Source organism: Leptospira fletcheri (assembly GCF_004769195.1).
Lineage (GTDB): Bacteria > Spirochaetota > Leptospiria > Leptospirales > Leptospiraceae > Leptospira_B > Leptospira_B fletcheri.
The window spans coordinates 98,052-123,800 of the sequence record NZ_RQET01000008.1 but is presented as its reverse complement, the minus strand read 5'-3'; the positions used below and the strand labels follow the sequence as shown (position 1 = coordinate 123,800).

Sequence of the window (25,749 nt, the reverse complement as noted above, 5' to 3'; positions counted from 1 at the left end):
GCAATGAATGATTAAATACTGTAAAAAATGTGTTATGCCCGATACGAAGCCGAATCTCTATCTAGATGAAGCTGGAGTTTGTAACGCTTGTAGAAGTTATGAAAATCGTAAGGAAGTAAATTGGGTAGAGCGAAGAGAGAGCTTAATGCTTCTGCTTGATAAATATCGCTCTAAGGATCGCTCTAATTGGGATTGCATTGTTCCGGTAAGTGGTGGAAAAGACAGTACGTTTCAGGTGGTCAGGTTGTTACAACTTGGTATGAATCCTCTTTGTGTGACGGCTTCGACTTGCGATTTGACGGAGGTTGGCAGAAAGAATATTGAAAATATCAAGAAGTTAGGGGTGGATTATCTTGAATTTTCACCGAATCCTTTAGTTAGAGCCAAATTGAATTATATAGGTTTAACGAGGGTTGGGGATATTTCTTGGCCGGAACACGTAAGTATTTTTACCATTCCCGTAAGGGTTGCAGTTCAATATAATATTCCGTTAATTATATGGGGTGAGAATTCCCAGAATGAGTATGGGGGCCCTGCGGCCGATTCGGAGAGAAGCATCCTTGATCGAAGATGGCTGGAAGAATTTGGAGGGCTCTTGGGATTGAGAGTTTCGGATCTCCCAGGTGTTGAAGATATTTCGCAGAAAGATTTGATCCCTTATACCTATCCGAGCGACGAAGAGCTGAAACGTGTTGGAGTAACTGGGTTGTTTTTGGGATATTATCTGCCTTGGGACGGTTATTCAAATTCACTCTTAGCTCAAGCACATGGATTTCAAACTTGGTATAAGATAACCGAGGGCTCGATCGTTAATTACGAAAATTTGGACAATTACCAGACAGCAATTCATGAATTTTTTAAATTTATTAAATTTGGATTCGGAAGAGCCAGTGACCACGCTTCTCTGCATATTCGTAGAGGAAGGTTGACTCGTGAGGATGGAATATATTTAGTTAAGAAGCAGGATGGTAAATTCCCTTGGACGTATCTCGATAAACAGCTTTCAGAGATTCTTCGTCCGCTTGGAATGACGGTGGAAGAATTTGTAAGGGTAGCGGATAAGTTTACGAATAAGAAATTATTTGTTAAGGATTCCCGTGGAAATCTTGTGAAAGATAAGGATTTTAACCTTACAAAAATAAATTACGACAACTGATTATACGGGGTCAAGTTGTATGAGTGTAGCGATAATAGATTATGGAATGGGGAATTTGTCCTCGGTGTTGAGGGCCTTTCAAGAATGCGGTGCAGAGGCCGAAATAACGGACAACCCTTTGGATCTGAAAAAAGCGACTCATATTGTGCTTCCTGGGGTTGGCGCCTTTCCTGACGGGATCGAGAATATAAAGGAAAGAAAATTTGATATAGCTATAAAGGATGCAGTTTCAGAGGGAGTTCCGCTTATTGGAATCTGCCTCGGGATGCAACTACTTGCAGATATTGGCTACGAAGTTCGTAAAAGCGAAGGATTAGGCTTAATCCCGGGCGAAATAAAAAGATTGGATGAGTTCGATGATTTACGAATTCCTCATGTTGGTTGGAATGAAGTCGCCTACAAAAAGGGCGACGATCTTTTTTCGAATATACCGGAAAATTCGGATTTTTATTTCGTCCATAGCTACTACTTTCAGCCGGCTTCAGATGATGTCGTAGTCGGTATTACGCCTTACGGTAAGGGTTTTACATCTGTACTTCGCAAGGGAAACGTCATGGGGGTTCAGTTTCATCCCGAGAAGAGTAGCCAATTAGGATTTCGGATCATTCAAAACTTTCTTAATATTTCCTAGTAAAGTCGATCGAATTATATGCTAAAAGTTAGAGTAATTCCAACTCTTCTGATGAAGAACGTGGGTCTGGTTAAAGGAGTTCGATTCAATAGCTGGAGAAGAGTCGATACGGTCTTACCAGCAATTAAAGTCTACAATATGCGAGAGGTGGACGAGTTGATCGTACTGGATATTTCCGCTACAAGGGAAGGCAGAGATCTAGATTATGAATCCGTATCCGAATTTTCGGGAGAATGTTTCGTTCCGTTAACCGTAGGCGGCGGGATTAAGAGCGTAATCGATATTCGAAAAGCATTGCTCGCCGGAGCCGACAAGGTTTGCATTAATTCCGCCGCCTATGAAAATCCAAAACTTATTACTGAAGCGTCTGAAAAATTCGGTTCCCAATGCATAGTGGGAAGTATAGATTTTATGGAAGAGTCCCCAGGTCATTATGTTTGTTACGCTAATTCTGGAAGCAAGAAGATAGATGTAGACCCAGTTTCTTGGGCCAAGGAGTTGGAACGGTTGGGAGCCGGAGAATTAATTGTGACTTCTATCGATCGGGACGGAACAATGACCGGTTACGATCTAACCATATTAAAAGCAATATCGGATTCCGTCAAAATTCCCGTTATTGCATCCGGCGGTGCGGGAAGTTATGGAGACATGCTCAGCGCAATTCGGGAAGGTCACTCGTCCGCTGTGGCTGCTGCGAGCATATTTCATTTCACAGAGCAAACTCCTTTGGAAGCCAAGAAATTTTTGGCGTCGAATGGCGTTCCTGTCAGGAAATTTCGGATTCTCTAAATTCGCATGTTTGCGACTTTCCTAACTGAAGGTACTTCACAAACCGGATACGGACATTTAGCGCGAGTGAAAGCGCTTTACCAAGCCGCCGAATCGCTTCGTTTGGAGTGTTTGTTCGTGTGCGATTCGGACCGTGGTGGAGCATCTTATCTTGAAGGAATAAATTCTGCTATTTGCGATTGGAAAGTTTCAATTCCGGGAAAGGTGGCCGATTTTTTAAAGAGAACAAATATTATTATTTTCGATAGCTATTTGGCAGATAGAGAGGTTTTTTCTAGAGTTAAATCGATCTCGAATATTGGCGCGAAGCTGGCTTATATCGATGATTTTGCTCGATTGAATTATCCGGACGGAATTATAATCAATTATTCGATTGGTTCTGATCTTGAGTTATATCAAGGGCAATCAGGAAAAAAATCGTATCTTCTCGGCCCTAAATACGCACTACTTTCACAAGAATATTGGGAGAATTCAAGCTCTTATGAGTGCTCTAAGGAAATTCAAAACATTTTGCTAACTTTTGGCGGAGTTGATCGCGAGAATTTGACAGAACGAATTTCAGATTCGTTAACTCGCGAATTTCCGGATTTGTCCTTAAGTTTGATTATCGGGTCTGGAAATAGCGTTTTTCGTGCTGATCATTTTAAGGATAAGAATGTGTCCGTGTATTCTGGGATATCTGCTTCTAAGATGAAAGAATTATTTCAAAAAACAGATCTTTGTATAACGGCCGGAGGTCATACTACTTATGAAATTGCTTCAGTTGGAACTCCGATGATCGTAATAGCTACTGCGGAAAATCAGAAGATAAATACAAGAGGCTGGGGTTTATTGGGAGTGCCTACTATGCACGGCGGCGAAGTCGGCTTGTTGGAGAAGATTTCTGCTTCGATACGCATATATAAATCTTATGAAAAGAGAATTTCTCAGCGTTCTTGTCTACATCAAACGGTGAATGCCAAGGGGGCGGTTCGTGTTATGGAATCGCTCGCTTTTGAGTAAATGCAGGACATTATTTTAAGAAAAGCTGATATATCGCATATCCGAGACGTATTTGATCTATCCAACGATCCGATTGTGAGGGAGAATAGTCTGAATCCCTCCTTCATCGAATGGGGTGAACATGAAAAATGGTTTACATCGAAAATTCAGGATCCGGAAAGTCTGTTCTTGATCGTAACCAATCAAGCCGGAACGTTTTTGGGACAGGTACGTTTTCAAGCGGAAGATTTGGAAAACGCCGTCATTAGCATTAGCTTAGTTGCCGCTATGAGGGGCCTGTCGTTTGCGTCCCTTATTTTGGAGGAGGCATGCAGAATCTATAAAAATGAAAATTTTCGGAAAAAATACGTCTTTGCGCAAATAAATAAATCAAATATTCCCTCGATCAAATCTTTTGCTAAAGCATTGTTCGTTTACGATTCTGACTTTGAATATAATAATAAAATGTATATACTGATGAAAAAAACGATATGATATTAAAGGTTTAATTCAGTGAAAGAGATTCAAATCGGATCAAAATTAATTGGGGACCCAAATCCGTGTTTTATCATTGCGGAACTTTCGGCCAATCATAATCAAGATTTTCAATTGGCGGTAGAAACTTTATACGCGATGAAGGAGTCGGGTGCAGATTGCGTAAAATTGCAGACCTATACTCCCGATACTATTACTTTAAAATCTGAAGCAGAATGGTTTAAGATCCAAAAAGGAACGATTTGGGATGGTAAGACTCTCTATGATTTATATTCCGAAGCCTATACTCCATGGGACTGGCAACCCAAATTAAAAGAAATTGCGGAGTCGTTAGGATTAGAAATCTTTTCTTCTCCTTTTGATAAAAGTTCAGTCGATTTTTTGGAGACATTGAACGTTCCAGCATACAAAATTGCCTCCTTTGAAATCACCGATATTCCGCTGATCCGATATGTTGCAAGTAAGGGCAAGCCGATTATTATATCCTCTGGGATTGCCCGTATCGAAGATATCGATCTGGCAGTAAGGACGTGTAGAGAGATGGAAAATGAGCAAATCATAATTTTGAAATGTACATCTTCCTATCCTGCCCCTTATGAGGAGGCAAATTTACGTACTATTCCGAACTTGTCCGAAACTTTCGGTGTTATTTCAGGGCTTTCCGATCATACAGAAGGATGGTCGGTTCCGGTTGCTGCAGTCGCTCTAGGCGCAAAAGTTATAGAAAAGCATTTCATACTGGATCGAAATTTAGGCGGTCCGGATTCTTCTTTTTCGATGGAGCCGAAAGAATTCAAGACGATGGTGAATGCGGTAAGACAAGCTGAGAAATCACTTGGAGTTATAAATTATGATTTGTCAGAATCAGTAAAGAAAAGCAGGGAATTTTCCCGTTCCTTATTTATCGTAAAAGATATAAAAATTGGCGAAATGTTTACTGAAGAAAACGTTCGTTCTATACGTCCCGGTTTTGGGTTGCACCCGAAATATTTAGATAAGGTTCTCGGAAAGGTCTCAACGGGAGATTTGAAGGCCGGAACTCCCTTAGATTATTCTATGATAAAAGGTTTGTGATGATTGTCATTAAGGCGGAGTCGATATCCAAAAAATATACTTTGGGAGCGATTGGAACTGGATCGTTCCAAAGAGATTTTCAGAGTTGGTGGGCTAAGATTCGAAAAAAAGAAGATCCGAACGAAATTATTTTGGAGGATCATGAGTATAGACCCGAAACATCGCGAGAACAAAATTCCACTTTTTGGGCCTTACAAAATATCAATATGGAAATCGAAAAGGGGGACCGTGTAGGTATAATCGGCCGCAACGGCGCAGGTAAATCTACTTTTTTAAAACTCCTTTCCCGAATAACTGCCCCAACATTAGGTGAAATTAAAGTAAGAGGTAGAATTACTAGTTTATTAGAAGTAGGCACCGGTTTTCATCCCGAATTGTCAGGGAGAGAAAACATTTATCTTAACGGCGCTATTTTAGGGATGTCAAAGAATGAGACAAAATCGAAAATTGAAGAGATTATCGATTTCGCGGAAATAGGGCAATTTATTGATACGCCGGTAAAACGTTATTCTAGCGGAATGTATGTCCGTCTGGCTTTTTCCGTCGCTGTACACTTACAGTCGGAGATACTAATTCTAGATGAGATACTTGCGGTAGGGGACACTAAATTCCAGAAAAAATGCATGCAAAAAATTTCCGAAGTAGGAGGGCAGGGGCGCACGATTCTTTTTGTAAGTCATAATTTGAATTCAATTTTGGTCTTATGCAATAAAGTCGCGCACTTACGAGCCGGTAAACTAGTTGAGTTTGGCGAAACTCAACTAGTAGTGAACAATTACTTGGATTCGTTAGCGGATTCGCAATTGGAGTCTATTATTCGTAGTTTCGACGGGAATCTCATTATTAAAAGAGTTAGATTCATGGATAGCAAGGAAAAAATACAAAATATATTTCCAATGCTCAGTGATCTTTGTGTTGAGATTTCCTATGAAGCTTTAGCCGATCTGGGGACGATTACCTTTAGTGTGGGAGTTTCTGGCGCCTCCGGTTCCTTGTTTATGGGGAGTATGCTTTACGACGCTTCCCGCCCTAATATTAAAAAAGGATCCGGAACTCTCAGATGTATATTTAAGAAAATGCCTCTTATGCCTGGGCAAATGTACTCTGTCTTTCTTGCAATCAGAGGAATCGACTACGAGACTCCTCTTACCGGAACTATAGACGTAGGTAGTTTTGCCGTCGAAGGGGATTTAGCATCGATCAGATACGACGGACCTCTGGCCAAACAAACCGCAAAAGTCTCGGGTCCGATTATCATGGACTATAAATGGGAGCATGCGAGATGAATGTCGGATTATCCAAAGGATTGTTTTTAGTCGGCGCGTATAGGAGATTTGGATTTAATGCGGAAGTATTACTTAGAAATACTATGAGAAATCCTGCAGATCCGCTTGCTACGGAAAAAGGGAAGGGAGTCAATTTCGGAGTAGAAATCTTCGATTACGAAGGAAGCTGTCTTTATTCGGAACCGTCTTACGGAAAAATTGAGTTCAATTCCTATGTGAGTCTTAAAGTAAGCGATCTTTTATCCGGAGATAACAAAGAGAAAGTTGAATTATTAGTTGTAATACCCGAGATATCCACGGGAGAAAATATATGGTTCGAACAAGAGCACGAAATCATATATTCTAGTCAGAAAACTAAATCATTACCTTCCGTGATCTATGACCAATTGCCTCTTCGAGTAATTGATGAATACGCTCCTATCATTCTATTAAATCATAAAATATATATATCAAAGGAACTGAATTCGGTTATCGCTTTAGCGAATTACAGGGGAAAGGAAAACATTCCTCCTCGGCTGCAAACCATGGAGTTGAATTTTTTTGATGAAAAGGGAAAACTGATTTTGAGAAAAAAGACATCTTTGCCGTATAATTCTTGCTCGTATATAGATGTAAAAATGGAGATCGGTCATAAGTTAAATCTCACGGATTCTCCCATCTTGATTACTATGACCGCAAGAGGGGGAAATAGTCTTTTTGCTATCGAAACGATGACCTTAAATGAAAAGATTGGGACGGCGGCGTTAGAGCATTCCCTTGCACCTACTTATTTTGTTAGTCAAAATATGCGAGAGGTCCGTGAAAAGGCTTTGCTGTATTAAATCAGAGAGGTAAGGGACAATGAACGTCATTAAAGCATTACTTAGACCGATCTATAGATTTTATTTGAATTTTAGAGAAAGTAAAAACGCCAACCTAAATGCCCCCGTTACCCAAATATTCATCAATGATGAGAAAAGAAAGACCAACTTTTCGATCACAAATTACCCTTCATTTCTCTTACCTAAGTTAATTGGAAGTATTTGGTATGAGATTTCCTTGAGTGACCAGGAAGGAAATCTTCTGTTTTCCAAGGATGTAAAATTGCCTAAGTACGGTAGTTTGAACGTTGACATAGCGGCGATTTACTCGGGGCCGCTACCGCCGCGCGGTCTTTTTTACGCGAATTTGAAGGCTTCGAGATTATCTTTCATTCAAAAATATTATCTTCGAAGATTAGGTAAATTAACTTCGCATTTTTATACTTTCTATCATTCCTCCGGCTATGAATCGTTAGCCATGGTGCATCCGCAAACCGTAGCTCCGGTTCCGATATCGGGTCCAAAGTCTAATTTTTGGTACTCCCAGTTTTTACTCAAAGTCCAGGCAATTTCAGCTCTCGAACTGTTTCAAATGAATCCGAGTCAACGGGCGGAGAAATTAAAGATTATCGTAATGAATATGTTAGGAGAAGAAGTCGTCTCTTCGGAAGAATTGGTGCCCGCTCTTGGGGTCCGGAGAGTTGTATTCGATCAAATGCAATTAGGTAATAACGAATACGTATATATCGCTTCCGATACCCTGAGAGGGAATGAAAAACCGATTCTTTTCTCGCATTACTCTGACGGGACATACACAGCCCTTCATACTTGATGATAACAACTGGCGGTTTTAAATCGAACTTTTGTCGTATTCTAACGAAAGAATCTTTAAATTAACCAACCGTTTGAAGTTTTGAATATTCGAATATTTATATAGAAGTAGTAAATGAATTTGGATATATCTAAATATACCGACGAACAAGGCCGCGATTTTTTTTACATTTTTAGGAAAAAACCTGGAGTCCGAACTTTGGTAATTCATTTTACCGCGTTCTTTGGAGACTGGGGCGATCGGAAAGAATACAAGGAGAATTATCAAGGATATTTCCATCGCTTAAAAATGCTAGGGGATCAGAGAGAGTTCAATTCGTTGTTTCTTTGCGATCAATTTGGTTTTACAAAGAATGGAACTTATTATACTGGCGAGCACGGGGATTTTTTCGTAGAGCGCGCAATGCTCAAGATGATTCAATCTATCCTAAATGAAAACGGAATAAGCAATCAAGATTTGATTACGATCGGTTCTTCGATGGGAGCGACTGCGGCCCTGAAATTCGGTTTGATTTTCAATGCGAAAGGAATTGTCTGCATTAGCCCACATATCGACTTGGATATATGTGCCGAAAAACAGGGGCGTTACAAACATGTTGCATTTATTTGCCCCGATGGTGATCCAATGTCGGAAAACAATTTCAAGTATACAAGACAGGTGGCCCGCTTGCTGAACGAGTGGAATCGCGCCAAAAATTTACCAATACTATTCATACATTCATGTGAAGACGATTATGGAGTTCATGCTGAACAGGTGATTCCGATCGTTGATCGGTGGAAATCTCTTGGCGGAAACGTATATGCGGATTTCAGACCTACCGGCGGGCATGGTAGTGACTATTGTACGAAACCTGTAATTTTGGATGTTATTCAGAAGATGATAAAAAAAAGAGAAATTCGTCCGAAAGAATATCTTTCCTATAAATACTTACCGGAAGTGGAAAAAAATTACAGAAATAAGATGCTATTCCTTCTTCGATCGGTTTTGTCAAAATTACGTCTGCTTTCGCTTGTTCGAAAGATTCGGTCGCGCTTTCGCGATTGGAATTAATCGGCCGTTTTAAGTATAGTTTATAAATAATTTTTAATGCTTTTTTGGTTGAGTCGATGCGTATAATCGTCAACGGATTCCATAAGCCTCAATATTTCCCTATTATATCCTTCCTTGTGGATTTTGTCGGAGCGGAAGTCTGTCATATTATTTATGAGGAAGAAAAGATTCCCTTACGAGTCGAAACGAAATATTATGCATGCGCTGTTCTTTCGCATGAGTATATTTATGAGCCTCTTGGCGTGGAGCTTTTACCCTTGGATTCGGATTTGCTGAAGCGATTGTCGGATTGCGAGGCAGTAGCTTTAAAAATGATGGAGCGAGATGAAATTCGGGGCGAGTGGTCTTACGATAAGCGGAAGGAAGTGTATCTCCGGCACTTACGATATTGGAACCATGTGATCGAAACGGAACAGATCAAATTATTTGTTTCTTCCAATATACCGCACGTTGTATATGACTATATAATTTATTGTTTATGCAGAGTGAAGGGGATTCGGACAGTTCTTTTTTATCAATTCCAGCCTGGACTTTCATTCTCAATGAGCGATTGGAAGGACCCGACTCCCGGTATCAGAGAGCGTATCGCTGCTCTGTCGTGTTCCGGAGAGATGGCTCTGTCTCCGAGGTTGGAGCATGAATGGCAAATGAATGTGGTGAATCGAATCAGCGAAATTCCGTTTTATATGCTCACTCCTCCGAACCAGCAAATAAATGAATTTAGTAAAGGAAGATTTCCTTTTTTTAAAAGCAGAATGAAGAATCTATTGATTAAGCCCTGGCGCTTGGTTCTTTTTGTTTGGAACCTGCGTCAAAGGTTGAATCAATACTATAGCCTATTGAAGGAACATTACTTGCTAGATAGGTCGGAAAAAATAAATGATTACTATCGAAATCTCTGCGTAAGTCCTGATCTGAGTCAAAAATTTATTTATTTTCCTCTTCATTTGCAGCCGGAATTATCTACCTCTCCAATGGCCGGGGTGTATGTGGATCAGTTGTTAATAGCTCAATTGATGAGTGCATATCTTCCCGAGGGCTATTACATTTATGTGAAAGAGCATCCGAATCAGAATATGCTATATCGTAGCGAGGATTTCTATAAAACTCTTTCAAGTTTAAAATCGGTGAAGATCGTTCCGAGGAGCTATGATACGTTTAAATTAATTGATAATAGCTTTGCTGTTGCAACTTGTACGGGAACCGCGGGTTGGGAGGCTTTTTTAAAAGCTAAAAGTGTTTTTCTTTTTGGTTATACTTTCTATCAGAATGCGCCTAATGTTTTTCCGGTTAGATCGAAAGAGGATTTCGAGAAGGCTCTGCGGGATATTTTAAGTTATCCGAGAAAGGAGGATTGGACTTCGATTCGAGCTTTTTTGAAGGCGCTGGATACTCATGCAGTGTACGGAAATATTGATCCGGACTATATGCAGAATTCTGAATTAAGCTGGAAACAGAATTCGTCCATAATTATTGAATCTTTGAAAAAGAGCTTATCTGCCGATTATAGATGAATCTTATTATATACGGACTTTATAATTCGTATCACTTTCCCATGATTGAGGCCTTGCATGAGGAATTTGAAATCGACTATTGTGAAATAATAGGAAACGCGGAGTCTAACGCAACCCAGGCAAGTTTTTCCGAAGGATATACGTTTCATGATTGGCATGCGATCTCTGGAGGTTACTCCGGGTTGGACTGGAATTTGATTGATCCTTTGGATCAGAATTTGATCGAATCCATGCGCGAATGTGAGGTGGAGGTCTATCGGATGATGGACAGGAAATCCAGGAACATTCTCGATGCATGGCCATACGAATTTCGTAGAAAAATCTATTATGAACATTTGCGATATTGGAACCATGTCTTAACCAAACGTGATTTTGATGCTTTCGTTGCATTGAATATTCCGCATGAAGTTCTTGATTTTATAATATTTCATCTATGCAAAGTTAGGGGCATTTCCACCTTTTTCTTTTATCAATTTCAGTATGATATGACCTTTTTGATGTCCGACTGGAGGGAACCGCTCCCTGGCTATTGTGAAATTGAAAAGAAGCTTCGCGATAAATGGGAGAAAGGTGGATCGGTAGAACTTGAGTTGTCGGAGCGATTGTCTGAAGAAGTGCATTTTCAGACTGATGAAAATGGCCAGCACATCCCTTTTTATATGCGTAAAAAGAAAAAAACCTTAGGAAAAAGGCTGCTCAGTGGTTTTACTGAGTTCGCACTTTTTTTAACAGGTCTCTATAAAGACTTGCGATATTTAGTTAAATTGATGGACATTCATTCTCTTCGACAAGTCGTAAGGAAAAATAATTTTAGAAAGGCTGTTAGTAGACTTGAAAAAGATTCATTGATAGCGCTCCAGGGATTACATTATATTCCGAATAAAGAAGATCGTTATATTTATTTCCCTTTGCATTTACAGCCGGAACTATCGACTTCGCCTTTGGCAGGAAGATTTGCTGATCAAAATTTAATTTTAGAAATGCTCTCGTATTATTTACCCGAGGATGTTCTGATATATGTTAAAGAACATCCGAACCAAGATTTTTCTAGAAGAGGTCGAGATTTTTACAAAAGGTTGTCCGAGATTAGATCTGTTCGGATGATTCCGAAGGAATTTAGCTCGAAGGAGCTTTTGTCAAATTGCATCGCCGTTGCAACGGCAAGCGGCACTGTCGGCTGGGAAGCCATCTTTAAAAATAAACCGGTTCTGCTTTTTGGAAACACTTTTTATCAATATGCTCCCGGCATTTATCAGATTCGTAATTCCATAGATTGCAAGTTCGCAATTGCCGAAATAATTTCTCGAAAGCATACAACTTCTGAATTTGATCGAACGGTATTTTTGAAACTGGTCGATTTATTTTCAATTAAAGGAAATGTTGATATTGAATACCGAATCGCCAGCAAGCTGGATTTTTCCCGAGACATCGAGGCATTGAGCGCCGCCTTGATACGAGTAATGCGCGAAAAGATTAAGGGAGTCGGACCGGAAGGGGTTTAATGTAATTTGAAAATCTTATTTTTTTCCCCGCATGCCGCCATATGGGTACATTCATTCCCGGAAGCGCTTATTGCGGAGGCTTTGCAAAATTACGGACATGAGATTGTTTACGTGGGATGTAATTCTTCCTATAGTGAATATTGTACCGTGATGAGCGCACTGGGGTTAACCCAAGATTCGATCGCATCTTTAAAATCTGCGGCGTGCAAAAATTGCTCCTCTCACCGAGCTTTGTTGCGTCATAGATTCAATTTTCGTGAAATCGAAATAGGAGACAAGTTAACGGATCGGGAACGAAGTTTTGTGAAAGAAACCTCGAATAAACCTATAACATTTCTCAAAAATTACAGTGTAGATAATGTTCCTTTGGGAAAAAATTCACTATATGAATTACTGTTGCAATTGAAAAAAAGTGACCTTGAGCTTTCTACCGAGGAGGAGGAATTTTATCGAATTGCCTTTCGGAATGCTTTGTTAACACATTTAGCGGCTAAACGAATTATAGATGAAGAAAAGCCGGAGTGTTTGTTTGTATATAATTCGCTCTACGTCGTTAATCATTCCTTTGCTATGGTAGCACAAGGTAAGGGGATTCCGTTCTATTTTTTACACGCAGGCGAAAATATCGCTTCCAGACTTTCTTCGATGATCGTCTACAAGGGATATACTTTCGAATACAGAAAGGATCTGATCAAATACTGGCCAATCTTTAGAGAAATACCTCTCGATTTGCAAGCAATTCGAAATGTTGGAAAGCATTTTCGCGAATTATTTAAAGGATCACATTTTTTGGTGTATTCGTCAAAATTAAAAGGAACTTTAAGTATCAGGGAAAGTTTAGGAATTCCTAAAGAATCGCGGTTAGTCGTCGCAACACTAAGTAGTAACGATGAGCGCTATGCTTCAGCTTGTGCTGGGGTGAGTATAGAGGATACGAAGAAGGTGTTTTCGAATCAAATCGAATGGATCGAGGCTACGATAAATTACTTTAAGACAAGAAAAGATTTGTATCTTTTGATTCGGGTCCATCCTCGGGAATTTCCGAACAAGCGAGACTCCGTTAAATCTACTCATGCAAAAGAATTAGAAAAAGTACTACAAGATTTACCGCATAATGTGATTATAAATTGGCCTGAAGACGGTTTATCTTTATACGATCTGTCGAAAGAGACCGACCTTTTTTTAAATGCATGGTCTAGTGTGGGCGAGGAAATGACCTTGCTTGGGATTCCGGTTCTAATTTATTCGAATGATTTGATTTTATATCCTGCAGATTTGAATTTAACCTGTAATGATAAGGAAAGTTATTTTCGGCAGTTGGAAAGGGCGTTGAATGAAGGATTTGATTTTAATCGGATTATTCACGCGTTTCGGTGGTACGCAATGAAATTTTCCGCTGGAACATTTCAGGTTTCCACTTTTCTTCACAGTGGGGAAGCGAGAAATGCTTTGTCTCACCGATTAAAATTACTTCAAAGTAAACTTCAAACGATATGGTTACTTTTTTCATCCAAGTTTTCGGCTTCGTCCCGCCAGAAATTGTGTTTGAAGAGATCGTTACCGCTAGAGTTTCGGGAAATGAACTACGAACGAAATATAGTGGATAAAAGCCTTTTAAGTCGTGTGATTGTTGGTTCCCTAAACAGTAAATTGGATTTGATGCTTCCCTCTAAGTCTAAGGTATCGCAGGGAAAGGAATTGCAGTTTGTGAAGAGGGAGATGAAGGGATTGGTGAAGGTTCTTTTTTCAAATGAATTGGAAAAGGGTTCCGCATCAACAGAGACCTTGTATGCAAATCTTCAAACCTGGATTTCTTCGGCTAATTAACAAAGTATTCATTAAGCGTTATTGAGAGTTTGGTGCCAGTTTAATATGCGTCTGTATCGGTAGAGGATCGTGCTGAGAATTATTAAGAAAATCGTTATTTTCTTGTTTTATCGCGATAGAAAAATCGCTGAAGAGTTTGGGAAAATTTCTTGGTCGCAAGAAGGTGAGGACGTCGTACTATGCGAGTTGATCGGAAATCGTACTTCGGGATTTTACGTTGATATAGGAGCGCACCATCCGTTCCGTTTTTCTAACACTCAATTCTTTTATAATAAAGGTTGGCGAGGGATCAATATTGAACCTACTCCGGGCGCTATTATCGAATTTGAAAGATACAGGCGGGAAGATATAAATTTACAGATCGGTATCGGTGTTTCGAAAAATCCTATCGATTTTTTTTGTATGACCGATCCCGCTTTGAATACGTTTAATCGGGAAAGAGCTCTCGCCTTGGAGAGTTCGACAACGTATAAGATCGATAAGACCGTATCTATTCCGGTTTTTGAACTTAAAGAGATTTTATCTAAATATTGTCATGGGCGAAAGATCGATTTTCTGACTATGGACGTCGAGAGTAAGGAGGAAGAAGTCCTCCTTTCAAACGACTGGGAATCGTATCGTCCGGAATATTTAATGATTGAAATATTGAATTTCGATCCGGAAAACCCAGGGAAGAGTAAAATTCATGAATACCTTCGCGCGCAGGGATATTCATTAGTTGCTTATACAGGACGGACAATTTTTTATAAAAACGGCCGTGGTATCTAGAGAGTGCGTTCATTGTACGTATAGTATACGTGTACGCATGTGAGGTTGATTGAAAAACGAGTTTGCACCCATTGCCTTATTTGCCTATCGTCGGTTGGCTCACACCAAGCGGACAATTGAGGCGTTACTTGAAAACGCGGAATCGAAGTATTCTGAAATCTTTCTATTTTGCGACGGCCCTAAGAATAAAGAGGTAGAAGATAGCGTTCTGGAGGTGAGAAATTACCTAAGCATAGTCTCCGGATTTAAGTCCGTAAAATTGATTTTTAGGGAGCGCAATCTTGGGTTAGCAAAGTCAATTTTAACGGGAGTTACGGAAGTATTAGCTCAATACGATTCTGTAATCGTCTTAGAAGACGATATTGTTACACACCCTCAGTTTTTAACCTACATGAATTATTATCTGAAATTGTATGAAAACGATGACAGAATTTCCTGCATTAGTGGTTATAGTTATCCGATCGCCGACCTTCCCGAATTTTTTTTTCTAAAGGGAGCCGATTGCTGGGGATGGGCAAGTTGGAGTAGGGTTTGGTCTAGATTAAATTCGAACGGTTCTGAACTTTTGCATCAAATCGAGGGGAAAAATCTGGAAAACGATTTTGATTTCTACGACTCTTTTCCTTATACTCAAATGTTAAGAGACCAAATACAAGGAAAAAACGATTCTTGGGCAATTCGCTGGTATGCGGATTGTTTTCTTAAAAATTTACTTTGTCTCTATCCGGGAAGATCTTTAGTACAAAATATCGGTCTAGATCTTACGGGTACTCATTCTGGTTTGAATATGGATCTTTCTCCCGAAGTTTCAAAAAGTCGTTTTCTTTTTACGCCAAATTTAAAAGTGGAAGAGTCGATTGTTGCCAAAAAAAAATTCGCACGTTATTTCAAACCGCGTAAATTCCCTTTTTTCCGTTTAATCCGAAGAATAATTTTGAAATTGCGATAGTATATGCGTGATTTACGGCATTTTATCGGAAGAGTATTGCGCAAACTTTCTCTCTATTTTTTAGAGAGTCCAAAGGAACATCTTTGGTTTAACGGGAATTTTACTTCGTGGAGTGAAGCTAGTAAAGAATGCGATACTTATGCTTCCCCAAATATTTTAGAGGCTGTAAAAAATTCGTTATTGAAGGTCAAATCCGGCGAGGCTGTGTACGAAAGAGATTCAGTCTTATTCGATAAAATCGAATATTCGCTTCCCGCTTTGATAGGGCTTCTCTATGCTACCGCCTCTGAGAAAGGCCGGTTAAATGTACTGGATTTTGGCGGTTCTTTAGGCAGTAGCTATTTTCAGAATCGAGGTTTTTTGAGTTGTATCAAAGATTTAAAATGGTCCATCGTGGAACAAAAGCATTTCGTGGAGGAAGGTCTACGCAATTTTAAGGACGGAATTTTAAATTTCTATTATTCTATAGAGGAATGTATGGAAGAAGTTCGTCCGAACGTTTTACTTCTTTCCAGTGTATTACCCTACCTTCCCGATCCGTACGCGACGCTCCATAAACTATTGTCGCATGATTTTAAATACGTGATAGTAGATCGAACTCCATTTCTTTTAAACGGAAAGCCAGATCGTATTTTAATTGAAACCGTGCCTCCGGAGATATATGAAGCTGAATATCCGATATGGTTTTTCAACCGTGAGCGCTTTTTGGAATATATGAATTTCGCGTATGAGCTGAAAGGGGAGTTTTTTGCATTGGACCCGATGACATTGAAGGGGGAAGACACTGCATATAAGGCTTTTATATTCACTCGAAAATGATCTTCTTCAATTTTTATTTAGAAACGCCGCATTTTAATTTTACTAATATTTAGAATATATGCTAGACCCGATAATTGTAAAAAATTCTGAGTATATTTTTTTGAAGACTCAACAAGGAGGGAAAAAAGGCGCCTTAACAGTTCTCGAAGGGGAGAAAGACGTCCCTTTTTCGATCAAACGAGTATATTATATAACTAAAATCGAAGCCTTGACTCAGGTAAGAGGACTGCACGCACATAAAAAATTAGACCAAGTAATATTTTGTATGAATGGAAGTTTTCTACTGCACCTCGATGATGGAATACGGAAGCAAGATATTTTAATGAACTCTGAAGCTGTAGGGGTAAGGCTAGGTCCGGAATTATGGCATTCGATGAAAGATTTTTCTCCAGATTGCATTATCATGGTAGTAGCATCGGATCATTATTCCGAAGACGATTATATTCGAGATTACGGGGAATTTATTAAGTATTTGGAATTTAACCATTGATAGAATATGAAAATTTACGAGAGGTGAATCGTCCGTTTTTCGAGGAGTTCCAAGAGGAGGCTCTTCGAGTAATCGAGTCGGGCTGGTATATTTTAGGGGAATCAGTTCGGAATTTTGAAAAAGAATTCGCGGATTGGAATGGAAATGAATTTTGTATCGGTACGGCGAACGGATTGGATGCTTTGATTCTTTCTTTGGAGGCCTTGTGTTTGCCTAAAGGTTCGGAGATAATTGTTCCGGCAAACACATATATCGCCACCGTGATTGCCATAATAAGGGCCGGGCACCGTCCGGTTTTTGTAGAGCCGGACCCTGAGACATTAAATATTGATTCGGCTCGAATTTATGCAGCAATTACTCCTAAGACCAAAGCCATACAACTTGTACACATGTATGGACGTATTTGCGATATGGTCACGATCCAGGAAATTGCGGATCAATTTAACCTGCTTGTTTTGGAGGATTGCGCTCAATCTCATGGAGCGTGTCAGAGCGGAAAAAAAACCGGAACATTCGGAATCTTGAATTCGTTTAGTTTTTATCCGACTAAAAATTTAGGAGCTTTGGGCGATGCAGGAGCTGTCGTTACGGATGACCCTGGCCTCGCAGACCGTGTAAGAGCGCTAAGAAACTATGGTTCTAAGATTAAATATCACAATGATTTCATAGGTTATAATTCTAGATTAGATGAAATACAAGCGGCTTTTTTACGGGTGAAATTGAGAAAAATAGACGCAATCAATTCGCATAAAAAAAAATTAGCGGCCCTATATCGAGAGAAAATTCGGAATCCTTTAATCTGCGTTACAGCTCCCTGTCCTGAGGAAGAGAACGTTTATCATATATTTCCAATCCTTTGCTTTCAGCGAGATCGGCTTAGAAAATATCTATTGGACTCGATGGTTAAAACCGAAATTCACTATCCTCTTCCTCCGTATAAACAGCCTGCAATGTTGGAAGCTCTTGCAAGGGCGGACTGGAAAGCCGATCCGAGCGGCTACCCGATCTGCGACAAGATCCATCAGAACGAGCTAAGTTTACCTATTTCTTATGCGACAACGGAATCCGAAGTCCAAATAGTCTGCGACATATTGAATCAATTCCGTTAAATTTAAAACCGCTGTATTAAAAATCTATATGATTAGGGGCTAGGGTCTTTCGATGGAAAAGGATGCTAAAATTTATATTGCGGGTATATATGGTATGGTAGGCTCGGCTATCGCTAGAGCCTTGCGCGAAAGGGATTTTAAAAATATTATAGGACATTCTTCGGAGGAATTAAACTTAATCCGTCAGGTGGATGTGGAGGAATTTTTTAGAAAGGAAAGGCCCGACTATGTCTTTCTCGTGGCGGCCAAGGTTGGGGGTATTTATGCCAACAATACATATCCGGCTGATTTTATTTATAATAATCTACAAATTCAAAATAACGTATTCCATAGCTCCTACGTATATCGAGTTAAAAAGCTCTTCTTTCTCGGGTCCTCGTGTATCTATCCTAAGTTTGCGGAACAGCCGATCAGGGAGGATTCTCTTTTGACGGCTCCTTTGGAGCCAACCAACGAGGCTTACGCGATTGCGAAGATAGCGGGGGTAAAGATGTGCGAATTTTATAATAAGCAATATCATACATGCTTTATATCTGCAATGCCCACTAATTTGTACGGAAAAGGGGACAATTATAATGCAATGAATTCTCACGTGATTCCTGCTTTAATTAGGAGATTCCACGAAGCAAAGATGGCTAATTTGCCGGAAGTGGTTATGTGGGGAACAGGTAAGCCTTTGCGAGAGTTTTTATATGTCGATGATTTGGCGGATGCTTGCGTCTTTTTGATGGATAATTATCAGGATGACCGAACCATAAATATTGGTAGCGGGCGCGAAGTTTCCATTTTCGATCTGGCCGACATCATTAAGAAAGTGGTAGGTTATCAAGGAAATATCGTTATGGACGCTACGAAACCGGATGGTACTCCTCGAAAATTATTGGATTCCACTCGGTTGAAAGAAATGGGGTGGTCTCCGAGGATTGACTTAGTCGAAGGACTTTCCGTTACGTATAAGGATTTTCTTTCGGGTAACGTCAGAATCTGAAAACTTAGCTTATGCTAAATTTTTGTACTCTTTTTGATTCCAAATATTTTTCTAGAGGAATCGTCTTGCTTAAGACTCTCGAAGAGAGTTGCAGGACAAAATATCATATCTATGTATTTGCATTCGATCAGGATACGTTTATTGGATTAAAGAGATTAAACCTACCAAACGTCACTCCGATATCTTTGGGGGATTTTGAAAATACAGAACTTCTGAACGTAAAAAAGGAACGAACTAAGCAAGAATACTGTTGGACTTGCACCCCTTCGACTATTTTTTACTGCATTCAAAAATTCAAATTGGATCAATGCACTTATATCGACGCTGATCTGATGTTCATGCAGGATCCAAAGATTCTTTTGGATGAAATGCCTGCGAATAAATCGATACTTTTGACTGAACATCGTTACACTCCGAAATACGACCAAACAGACCAAAACGGGATTTATTGCGTTCAGTTCATATCTTTTAAGAACGATACGAACGGTATTAGAGCGCTGGATTGGTGGAGAGAAAAATGTATAGATTGGTGTTACGCTATTCCGGACAAAGGAAGGTTCGGAGATCAAAAATATCTAGATAATTGGCTCAGTATGTTCGAAGGTGTTCACGTCTTGCAGCATTTAGGCGGGGGAATTGCTCCTTGGAACGTCCAACAGTATGCTTTTTTTTCAGAAAACGATCAAGTTTATGGAATGGAATTTAACACTAAAAGGGAATTTAAAACAGTATTTTATCATTTTCATGATTTTAAGCTGCTTGAGGACGGATGGTGGGGGCATTCGGGAAATTACGATATATTCGATTCCGTATATTTTTTCTTTTATAGACCTTATTTATTCAAATTATTAGAGTTCGAAAAGTTGTACGAAAATATACGGACCGACAAGGTTAATCTGCCGGAAAATTTAGAAACTAAATTCTCCAAGGAAATCTTATCTTTGTTTGGACGTTTAAACCGTCGGGAGGATATTTCTTACGGATTGTCCATCTTGAATCGAAATCGAACCGAAGACGTTAAAACAGAACTCGTTTCGTATTTCATAAAGCATAGCCTGAGATTAACTCACGCAGACAATATTTATAATATAGAAAGAAGAGATAATATATTTGATCCTCAGAAATATAATGCGTCAATTTTTTTTCCTGCGGAGAGAAATACCACTTATTGGAACCGAAGATGTGAGGTTCAGCCGTTCGATTTTGATACTTCATTCTTTAAAATACGCTTCAATTTAAAAGATTTAGGTGTCAATCTTTCACAAATCTCCTGGGCTCCTGTTAAGTGGGGCTATGTTTCAATTCGGATAGAGAGTATCGAATTTAGGGCGTCTGAAGATAAAGAAAATTTGAAATTTAAGATTGCCGTTAAGGGAATTTCTCATAACGGAATTAGGAGAGCGGGAGGGTGGGTAGATTTTTTGCGCCTAAATCCTGTATTCATGAATATACCTGTGCCCGAAACCGCTGAGATATTATATATTTTGGGGCAATGGAAATGGCATTCTCCCGATGAGTTGGGTGAACGGGTTTTTCAGGAGATTAAGAAAAATCCGATTTACTGGTTGAATTATTTTTTTACGGACCCGAAAGCATTCCTCCAAAAAGGACTTTTACGCGTCCGAAATCTCCTTAATTAATGAGAATTGATGTAATTAGCCTTTTGAAAGATTTTTTCGGAAACGTGTTCATGAAATTTGAAAGGCAATTGCAGCTGCTTAGGAGGCTATTTTGAAATGATTTTACCCAAGATTATATCGATTGTTACTCCTTCTTTTAATCAGGATAAATACTTAGAACGAACGGTTCATTCTGTTCTATCACAGAGCGGTGATTTTTATTTGGATTATATTATCATGGACGGAGGGTCGACCGATTCTTCGCGAGAAATTATTAAAAAATTCGAAACTATCGTTTTATCCGGTAAAAAAGTGGCAAACTTTGAGGGATTAGAGTTTTATCTTCCGGCTAAAAACCTGGGAGGAATTGGGTGCAAAGGTGTTAGCTATCGCTGGTTCAGCGAAAGGGACAATGGGCAAGCAGATGCTATTAACAAGGGTTGGTCGATTTCTAAGGGATCTATTCTTGGCTGGTTAAACTCGGACGATATATATCTTGAAAATGCGTTCGAAACCGTCCTCAAGAGTTTTGCTAAACCAGACGTGTTCTTTATCTACGGAGGAAGCTTTCATATAACCGTAGATGATTTAATTATCCAACAATATCCGATGGAGTCATACGATCGTGGCAGATTGGTGGATTATTGTTATATTTCTCAGCCGGCTGTTTTCATGAGAAAAGAGATCATAGATAAAGTTGGATTATTGAACCAGAATCTCATGTATTGTATGGATTATGAGTATTGGCTTAGAATTTCCGCAACGATTCCCTTGACTTTCGTTAACAAAATGCTCGCTTGCACGCGTATTCACGGAGAAACAAAGACAAGTTCAAAAATGAAGGTGCTTTCTGAAATTGTCCGCATGCAGAAAGCACTCATTGGAAAGGTTTCGAGATATTGGTTGGATTCCTATGTTGATTTTTGGTTGACAAAAAAAATTAAGATCGATCCTTCATTTACTTTTCTTCGCAGAGTCGTTTATATTTTCTTTTTTGTATTATTTGATGTCAGATTTAATTACGGTAGATTTACTTTGAAACGTATATTTCTCTGAATTGTTGGAGGGATTTTGAAAGAATTTTACAAAAGTGTTCAGGAAATTCCTTACGGAGATAAAATTATTTCTTTATTGGAAGTGGAAGGGGGCGTTATTCGAAGAATCATTAGTTATAATACTTGGAATAAGGAAATTCTTTTGTATTCAAACTCCGTTAATTTACGTTTATCTGGACCCGAATTTTTCTCAAAGATCGATAAATCCGAATTTGAAAAATACGAAAACTATCTTTGATATCTTTTTTTTCGCTTAATCGTGGAAGCCGATGAATATATTTTTTATTCTTCAAGAAGCTGGTTAATGGAAAAGAAAGAAATTCCGCAATATCGAAATCACAACTCAAATTTGTGAAAAGCGTATAAATAATGCAAAAAATCCTAATAACCGGTGGAGCTGGCTTTATCGGTTCGAATTTAGTCCATTCTATCCTGCGGGATTCTATTAATACGAAAGTCGTTGTTTTAGATAAGTTAACCTATTCGGGAAACTTGAATAATCTATCTGAATGGTTTTCCGTAGAAAACTTTGAGTTCGAGCAATTGGATATAACAAATCCTACTGCAACTGATAGCGTATTTGAAAAGCATTCCGACTTTAAAGCGGTAATTCATTTAGCGGCCGAAAGCCATGTGGATAGGTCGATTGTTCATCCAGGAGATTTTATCAACACAAACGTGGTCGGTACTTTTAATCTATTAGAGTCTTTTAAAAAAAGAGCGGGCAATAAGAGAGGTCCACGATTTCTGCATGTTTCCACCGATGAAGTTTTTGGCTCCTTATCTCTTTCCGAGCCTTCCTTTACAGAGCATTCCAATTATAAACCGAATTCTCCTTATTCAGCGTCTAAAGCCGCTTCCGATCATTTGGTCCGGTCCTATTTTCATACCTATCATCTGGATGTTCTTACTACGAATTGTTCCAATAATTTCGGACCGTTCCAGTTTCCCGAGAAATTAATTCCCGTGACGATTATTAGCTGTTTAGAATGGAAAAAGATCCCTATATACGGTAATGGAGAGAACATAAGGGATTGGCTCTATGTTGAGGATCATTGCGATGCCTTGAGATTGGTTTTGGCGGACGGCATTGCCGGAGAGACATACAATATAGGAGGTCGAAACGAATACAAAAACATCGAGATAGTATCTTTTATTTGTGAAATTATGGATCGGCTTATTCCTAAGTCGGAATCTTACAAATCCTTGGTCTATTTTGTAGGAGATAGACCTGGACACGATTTCCGTTATTCTATTGATCCTGCCAAGATGGAGTCTGTTTTAGGTTGGACTCCAAGATCCATATTTAAGGATGCGCTCGAAGTTACCGTTCAATGGTATATTGAAAATGAGGAATGGTGGCGGGACATTCGGTCCGGAAAGAAAAGACGGAACTTCGAAAGTAAATTTTAAAGGGAATAGAATTGACTATTAGAAAAGGTATCATTCTTGCCGGAGGAACGGGTAGTAGGTTGTATCCTGTTACTCAAGCGGTTTCCAAACAGCTTCTTCCGATTTACGATAAACCGATGATTTATTATCCTTTAGCAACGCTGATGCTTGGCGGAATTCGCGAATTGTTATTAATAACCGACAACGAATCGATCGGTTTATTTAAACGATTGTTAAATGACGGTAGTCAATGGGGTATTCAAATTGAGTACGCGATTCAAAGCCATCCTAACGGGATTGCCGAAGCGTTTCTTATCGGTCAAAAATTTATCGGCAATGATCCCTCGGTATTGATTTTGGGAGATAATATCCATTTCGGAAATGCTCTGTCCGAAATGTTAGAAAGAGCCGATTCGAATCGGGAAATATGTACGATATTTGCGTATCCGGTAAACGATCCCGAGAGATATGGGGTAGTAGAATTTAGTAATGATCGGAAAGCTATTTCGATCGAAGAAAAACCTTCTTCACCGAAATCGAATTTTGCCGTTACCGGTCTTTATTTTTATAATTCCGAAGTGATAGAAATTACAAAATCTCTGAAACCTTCTGCAAGAGGGGAGCTGGAAATCACCGACGTGAATAAGGTATATCTAGAGAGAAATAAATTGAATGTGGAAGTGATGGGAAGGGGTTACGCTTGGCTCGATACCGGAACCCCCGAATCGCTTTTGGATGCATCCGTTTTTATCGGCACTATTGAAAGAAGACAAGGGCTTAAAGTAGCTTGTTTGGAAGAGATTGCATATCGAAAAGGTTATATTTCCGCTGAGAACTTGGAGGAGAGAATCCGAGCTTTGAAAGGAAATTCTTATAGTCAATATTTGAATAGAATTTTGAAAGAAAATATATTTTGAATTTTTTGCAAGAGTTCTTTCTATACGCCGTGTCTTTCCGCTTTAAAAATTACCAATATCTTACCGATAAAATATGAAAGTTCTGTATGATCATCAGATTTTTTCCATACAAGCTCATGGAGGAATCTCCAGATATTTTTCAGAATTGATCAAAAGTTTTAAGGAAGATTCCAGTCTCGGAGTGCAGACGGAATTAAGTCTGCGGGTCAGTGCGAACGAATACATCCGCTCGGTATGGAATCCTAGATTTGAAGATCGGTTTTTCCCACATCGACAACATTTTCCCGGAAAGAGAAAGCTGACTCGGATCGCAAATCTACCGAATACTCTTATCGAACTATTTTTAAATCGTTTCGATATTTTTCACCCGACCTATTATTTCCCCTATTTCCTGCCCTTTCTCGGGAAGAAGCCTTTCGTTTTGACTGTCTATGATCTAATACACGAAAAATTTCCGCAGGACTTTGCGGGAGATCGGACCTCGGAATACAAGCCTATTCTTATCGAAAAGGCGGACCAGATTATTGCGATTTCCGAATGTACTAGGAAGGATCTTCTGAAGATTTACGACGTTCCGGAAGAGAAAGTGCAGACTGTCCATTTGGCGATCGAACCTAAGGTCGGAAACTTTAAGAATTCCAATATTGAATTACCGTCGGGGGATTTTATATTGTTTGTCGGAGGTAGGGGAACCTATAAGAATTTTAAATTTTTATTAAAATATTTACCTGAATTTTTCCGTTCATATCCGGAGGCTTTTTTGTTCTGCGCGGGTGGGGGAGAATTCGATTCGGAAGAAAGATTGTTGATTGAAGAGGCAGGTCTTGGCGGGAAAGTGCTTCGGAGGACTGTGACCGACGACCAGTTGGTATACCTTTATTCCAAAGCGAGAATCTTTGTATTTCCGTCTCTTTATGAAGGTTTCGGGCTTCCGGTTTTGGAGTCCATGGCTTACGGCTGTCTGCCAGTGTTGGCCGATAGAAGCAGTTTGCCGGAGGTTGCTGCCGACGCCGCGATTTACTTCGATCCGGAATCAGGGAATTCTTTGCTAAGCGCAATGGAAAGAGCTTGGGTAGACGAAGGGACTCGAAAAAGGATATTGAAGTCGGGAGAATCGAGATGGAAGGATTTCTCTTTGCGTAAGACAGCAAAGGAGACGGTGGAAGTGTATCGAAAGATTGGAAAATAAGGAACTCTGAATCGAAAAGATAAAATGAATTTGGAATATTTTAAAGGACGGAAATGCTACGTAGTAAATTAATTATATATATATTGATTTGTCTTAGACTTCCTGCAACAGTATTCTTTTATATACGATTGAGTCTTCTGAGTAGGAATTTGGGAAAAAAAATCATAATATATACATCTCCCTACGGTCAATTAGGAAATCGTTTAATTCTATTTCTACATTTTATACAATATTGCAAAAGGAAGAACGCAGTTTTTCTTTTTCCTGCCTTTTCCGAATATTCTGATTATTTCGCTAATTTCGAGGATGGTTCCGTTTCAAGTTACCCAAAGATTGGAAGACATTCCTTATTGAATCCGTCCAACTGGAAAAAATATTCAGTATATATAGATATTTTAGTGGCAATACAATCTAGATTGCCGCGGAGTTTTCCTACGTTTTTCGCGAAGAAACTTCCGTTTTTCGAATATTCTGATTCTACGAATAATCGATCCAAAGTCTCAAACTATTCCGATAA

At 39.3% G+C, this 25,749-nt stretch carries 24 protein-coding genes; all 24 read left to right on the top strand.

Features of this window, described 5'->3' with window-relative positions:
- Window positions 1-7 precede the first annotated feature (7 nt).
- The 24 genes from EHO60_RS11420 (at window position 8) to EHO60_RS11305 (ending at window position 25,232) form a co-directional block, all read left to right on the top strand.
- The gene (locus EHO60_RS11420; RefSeq protein ID WP_135768324.1) at window positions 8-1,156 is read left to right on the top strand and encodes an N-acetyl sugar amidotransferase; all 1,149 of its coding nucleotides are present in this window, start codon (window positions 8-10) and stop codon (window positions 1,154-1,156) included.
- A gap of 19 nt (window positions 1,157-1,175) precedes the next feature.
- Window positions 1,176-1,787, top strand: coding sequence for an imidazole glycerol phosphate synthase subunit HisH (hisH, locus tag EHO60_RS11415; protein WP_135768323.1), 612 nt, complete (start codon window positions 1,176-1,178; stop codon window positions 1,785-1,787).
- An 18-nt stretch (window positions 1,788-1,805) separates the two neighbouring features.
- On the top strand, window positions 1,806-2,576 hold the full coding sequence (gene hisF, locus EHO60_RS11410; RefSeq protein WP_135768322.1) for an imidazole glycerol phosphate synthase subunit HisF: 771 nt from the start codon (window positions 1,806-1,808) through the stop codon (window positions 2,574-2,576).
- Window positions 2,577-2,582: 6 nt separating this feature from the next.
- The gene (locus EHO60_RS11405; RefSeq protein ID WP_135768321.1) at window positions 2,583-3,578 is read left to right on the top strand and encodes a PseG/SpsG family protein; all 996 of its coding nucleotides are present in this window, start codon (window positions 2,583-2,585) and stop codon (window positions 3,576-3,578) included.
- On the top strand, window positions 3,579-4,052 hold the full coding sequence (locus EHO60_RS11400; RefSeq protein ID WP_135768320.1) for a GNAT family N-acetyltransferase: 474 nt from the start codon (window positions 3,579-3,581) through the stop codon (window positions 4,050-4,052).
- Between the two features lie 18 nt (window positions 4,053-4,070).
- Complete coding sequence (gene pseI, locus EHO60_RS11395; protein ID WP_135768319.1) at window positions 4,071-5,126, top strand: pseudaminic acid synthase; 1,056 nt, start codon at window positions 4,071-4,073, stop codon at window positions 5,124-5,126.
- Entirely contained in the window at window positions 5,126-6,412 is a 1,287-nt protein-coding gene (locus tag EHO60_RS11390) for an ABC transporter ATP-binding protein (protein ID WP_135768318.1), read from the top strand. Before pseI ends, EHO60_RS11390 begins: the two co-directional genes overlap by 1 nt.
- Complete coding sequence (locus tag EHO60_RS11385) at window positions 6,409-7,233, top strand: hypothetical protein (RefSeq protein ID WP_135768317.1); 825 nt, start codon at window positions 6,409-6,411, stop codon at window positions 7,231-7,233. The genes EHO60_RS11390 and EHO60_RS11385 overlap by 4 nt, the downstream gene beginning before the upstream one ends.
- 19 nt (window positions 7,234-7,252) lie before the next feature.
- On the top strand, window positions 7,253-8,044 hold the full coding sequence (locus tag EHO60_RS11380; protein ID WP_135768316.1) for a hypothetical protein: 792 nt from the start codon (window positions 7,253-7,255) through the stop codon (window positions 8,042-8,044).
- Between the two features lie 114 nt (window positions 8,045-8,158).
- Entirely contained in the window at window positions 8,159-9,094 is a 936-nt protein-coding gene (locus EHO60_RS11375) for an accessory Sec system protein Asp2 (RefSeq protein ID WP_135768315.1), read from the top strand.
- Window positions 9,095-9,150: 56 nt separating this feature from the next.
- Window positions 9,151-10,608: a capsular polysaccharide export protein, LipB/KpsS family gene (locus EHO60_RS11370; protein WP_246028280.1), complete on the top strand. Its 1,458-nt coding sequence runs from the start codon at window positions 9,151-9,153 to the stop codon at window positions 10,606-10,608.
- A complete protein-coding gene (locus EHO60_RS11365; protein ID WP_135768314.1) occupies window positions 10,605-12,110 on the top strand; it encodes a capsular polysaccharide export protein, LipB/KpsS family in 1,506 nt (501 codons plus the stop codon). The genes EHO60_RS11370 and EHO60_RS11365 overlap by 4 nt, the downstream gene beginning before the upstream one ends.
- A 6-nt stretch (window positions 12,111-12,116) precedes the next feature.
- Window positions 12,117-13,937 carry a capsule biosynthesis protein gene (locus tag EHO60_RS11360; protein WP_135768313.1) on the top strand — a complete coding sequence of 607 codons (1,821 nt, stop codon included), beginning with the start codon at window positions 12,117-12,119 and terminating at the stop codon, window positions 13,935-13,937.
- Window positions 13,938-14,039: 102 nt separating this feature from the next.
- The gene (locus EHO60_RS11355) at window positions 14,040-14,705 is read left to right on the top strand and encodes an FkbM family methyltransferase (RefSeq protein ID WP_167880209.1); all 666 of its coding nucleotides are present in this window, start codon (window positions 14,040-14,042) and stop codon (window positions 14,703-14,705) included.
- A 49-nt stretch (window positions 14,706-14,754) separates the two neighbouring features.
- Entirely contained in the window at window positions 14,755-15,654 is a 900-nt protein-coding gene (locus tag EHO60_RS11350) for a glycosyltransferase (RefSeq protein ID WP_135768311.1), read from the top strand.
- A 3-nt stretch (window positions 15,655-15,657) separates the two neighbouring features.
- On the top strand, window positions 15,658-16,473 hold the full coding sequence (locus tag EHO60_RS11345; RefSeq protein WP_135768310.1) for a methyltransferase, TIGR04325 family: 816 nt from the start codon (window positions 15,658-15,660) through the stop codon (window positions 16,471-16,473).
- A 58-nt stretch (window positions 16,474-16,531) separates the two neighbouring features.
- Entirely contained in the window at window positions 16,532-16,963 is a 432-nt protein-coding gene (locus tag EHO60_RS11340; RefSeq protein WP_135768309.1) for a sugar 3,4-ketoisomerase, read from the top strand.
- Window positions 16,960-18,072 (top strand): DegT/DnrJ/EryC1/StrS family aminotransferase, encoded by a 1,113-nt coding sequence (locus EHO60_RS11335; protein ID WP_135768308.1) that lies wholly within the window; start codon window positions 16,960-16,962, stop codon window positions 18,070-18,072. Before EHO60_RS11340 ends, EHO60_RS11335 begins: the two co-directional genes overlap by 4 nt.
- Before the next feature lie 52 nt (window positions 18,073-18,124).
- The gene (locus EHO60_RS11330; protein WP_135768307.1) at window positions 18,125-19,060 is read left to right on the top strand and encodes a GDP-L-fucose synthase family protein; all 936 of its coding nucleotides are present in this window, start codon (window positions 18,125-18,127) and stop codon (window positions 19,058-19,060) included.
- A gap of 65 nt (window positions 19,061-19,125) precedes the next feature.
- Entirely contained in the window at window positions 19,126-20,700 is a 1,575-nt protein-coding gene (locus EHO60_RS11325; RefSeq protein ID WP_246028279.1) for a hypothetical protein, read from the top strand.
- Window positions 20,701-20,796: 96 nt separating this feature from the next.
- Complete coding sequence (locus EHO60_RS11320) at window positions 20,797-21,735, top strand: glycosyltransferase family 2 protein (protein WP_135768305.1); 939 nt, start codon at window positions 20,797-20,799, stop codon at window positions 21,733-21,735.
- A gap of 368 nt (window positions 21,736-22,103) precedes the next feature.
- A complete protein-coding gene (rfbB, locus tag EHO60_RS11315) occupies window positions 22,104-23,147 on the top strand; it encodes a dTDP-glucose 4,6-dehydratase (protein ID WP_135768304.1) in 1,044 nt (347 codons plus the stop codon).
- A gap of 11 nt (window positions 23,148-23,158) precedes the next feature.
- Window positions 23,159-24,043, top strand: coding sequence for a glucose-1-phosphate thymidylyltransferase RfbA (gene rfbA / locus EHO60_RS11310; RefSeq protein ID WP_210409360.1), 885 nt, complete (start codon window positions 23,159-23,161; stop codon window positions 24,041-24,043).
- Window positions 24,044-24,116: 73 nt separating this feature from the next.
- Window positions 24,117-25,232, top strand: coding sequence for a glycosyltransferase family 4 protein (locus tag EHO60_RS11305; protein WP_135768303.1), 1,116 nt, complete (start codon window positions 24,117-24,119; stop codon window positions 25,230-25,232).
- The last annotated feature ends 517 nt before the right edge of the window (window positions 25,233-25,749 follow it).

Bases quoted from the DNA above. Each gene is read 5' to 3' on its own strand.
- EHO60_RS11420 (WP_135768324.1), top strand. From the start codon at position 8: ATGATTAAATACTGTAAAAAATGTGTTATGCCCGATACGAAGCCGAAT.
- hisH (WP_135768323.1), top strand. From the start codon at position 1,176: ATGAGTGTAGCGATAATAGATTATGGAATGGGGAATTTGTCCTCGGTG.
- hisF (WP_135768322.1), top strand. From the start codon at position 1,806: ATGCTAAAAGTTAGAGTAATTCCAACTCTTCTGATGAAGAACGTGGGT.
- EHO60_RS11405 (WP_135768321.1), top strand. From the start codon at position 2,583: ATGTTTGCGACTTTCCTAACTGAAGGTACTTCACAAACCGGATACGGA.
- EHO60_RS11400 (WP_135768320.1), top strand. From the start codon at position 3,579: ATGCAGGACATTATTTTAAGAAAAGCTGATATATCGCATATCCGAGAC.
- EHO60_RS11390 (WP_135768318.1), top strand. From the start codon at position 5,126: ATGATTGTCATTAAGGCGGAGTCGATATCCAAAAAATATACTTTGGGA.
- EHO60_RS11385 (WP_135768317.1), top strand. From the start codon at position 6,409: ATGAATGTCGGATTATCCAAAGGATTGTTTTTAGTCGGCGCGTATAGG.
- EHO60_RS11380 (WP_135768316.1), top strand. From the start codon at position 7,253: ATGAACGTCATTAAAGCATTACTTAGACCGATCTATAGATTTTATTTG.
- EHO60_RS11375 (WP_135768315.1), top strand. From the start codon at position 8,159: ATGAATTTGGATATATCTAAATATACCGACGAACAAGGCCGCGATTTT.
- EHO60_RS11370 (WP_246028280.1), top strand. From the start codon at position 9,151: ATGCGTATAATCGTCAACGGATTCCATAAGCCTCAATATTTCCCTATT.
- EHO60_RS11365 (WP_135768314.1), top strand. From the start codon at position 10,605: ATGAATCTTATTATATACGGACTTTATAATTCGTATCACTTTCCCATG.
- EHO60_RS11345 (WP_135768310.1), top strand. From the start codon at position 15,658: ATGCGTGATTTACGGCATTTTATCGGAAGAGTATTGCGCAAACTTTCT.
- EHO60_RS11340 (WP_135768309.1), top strand. From the start codon at position 16,532: ATGCTAGACCCGATAATTGTAAAAAATTCTGAGTATATTTTTTTGAAG.
- EHO60_RS11330 (WP_135768307.1), top strand. From the start codon at position 18,125: ATGGAAAAGGATGCTAAAATTTATATTGCGGGTATATATGGTATGGTA.
- EHO60_RS11320 (WP_135768305.1), top strand. From the start codon at position 20,797: ATGATTTTACCCAAGATTATATCGATTGTTACTCCTTCTTTTAATCAG.
- rfbB (WP_135768304.1), top strand. From the start codon at position 22,104: ATGCAAAAAATCCTAATAACCGGTGGAGCTGGCTTTATCGGTTCGAAT.
- EHO60_RS11305 (WP_135768303.1), top strand. From the start codon at position 24,117: ATGAAAGTTCTGTATGATCATCAGATTTTTTCCATACAAGCTCATGGA.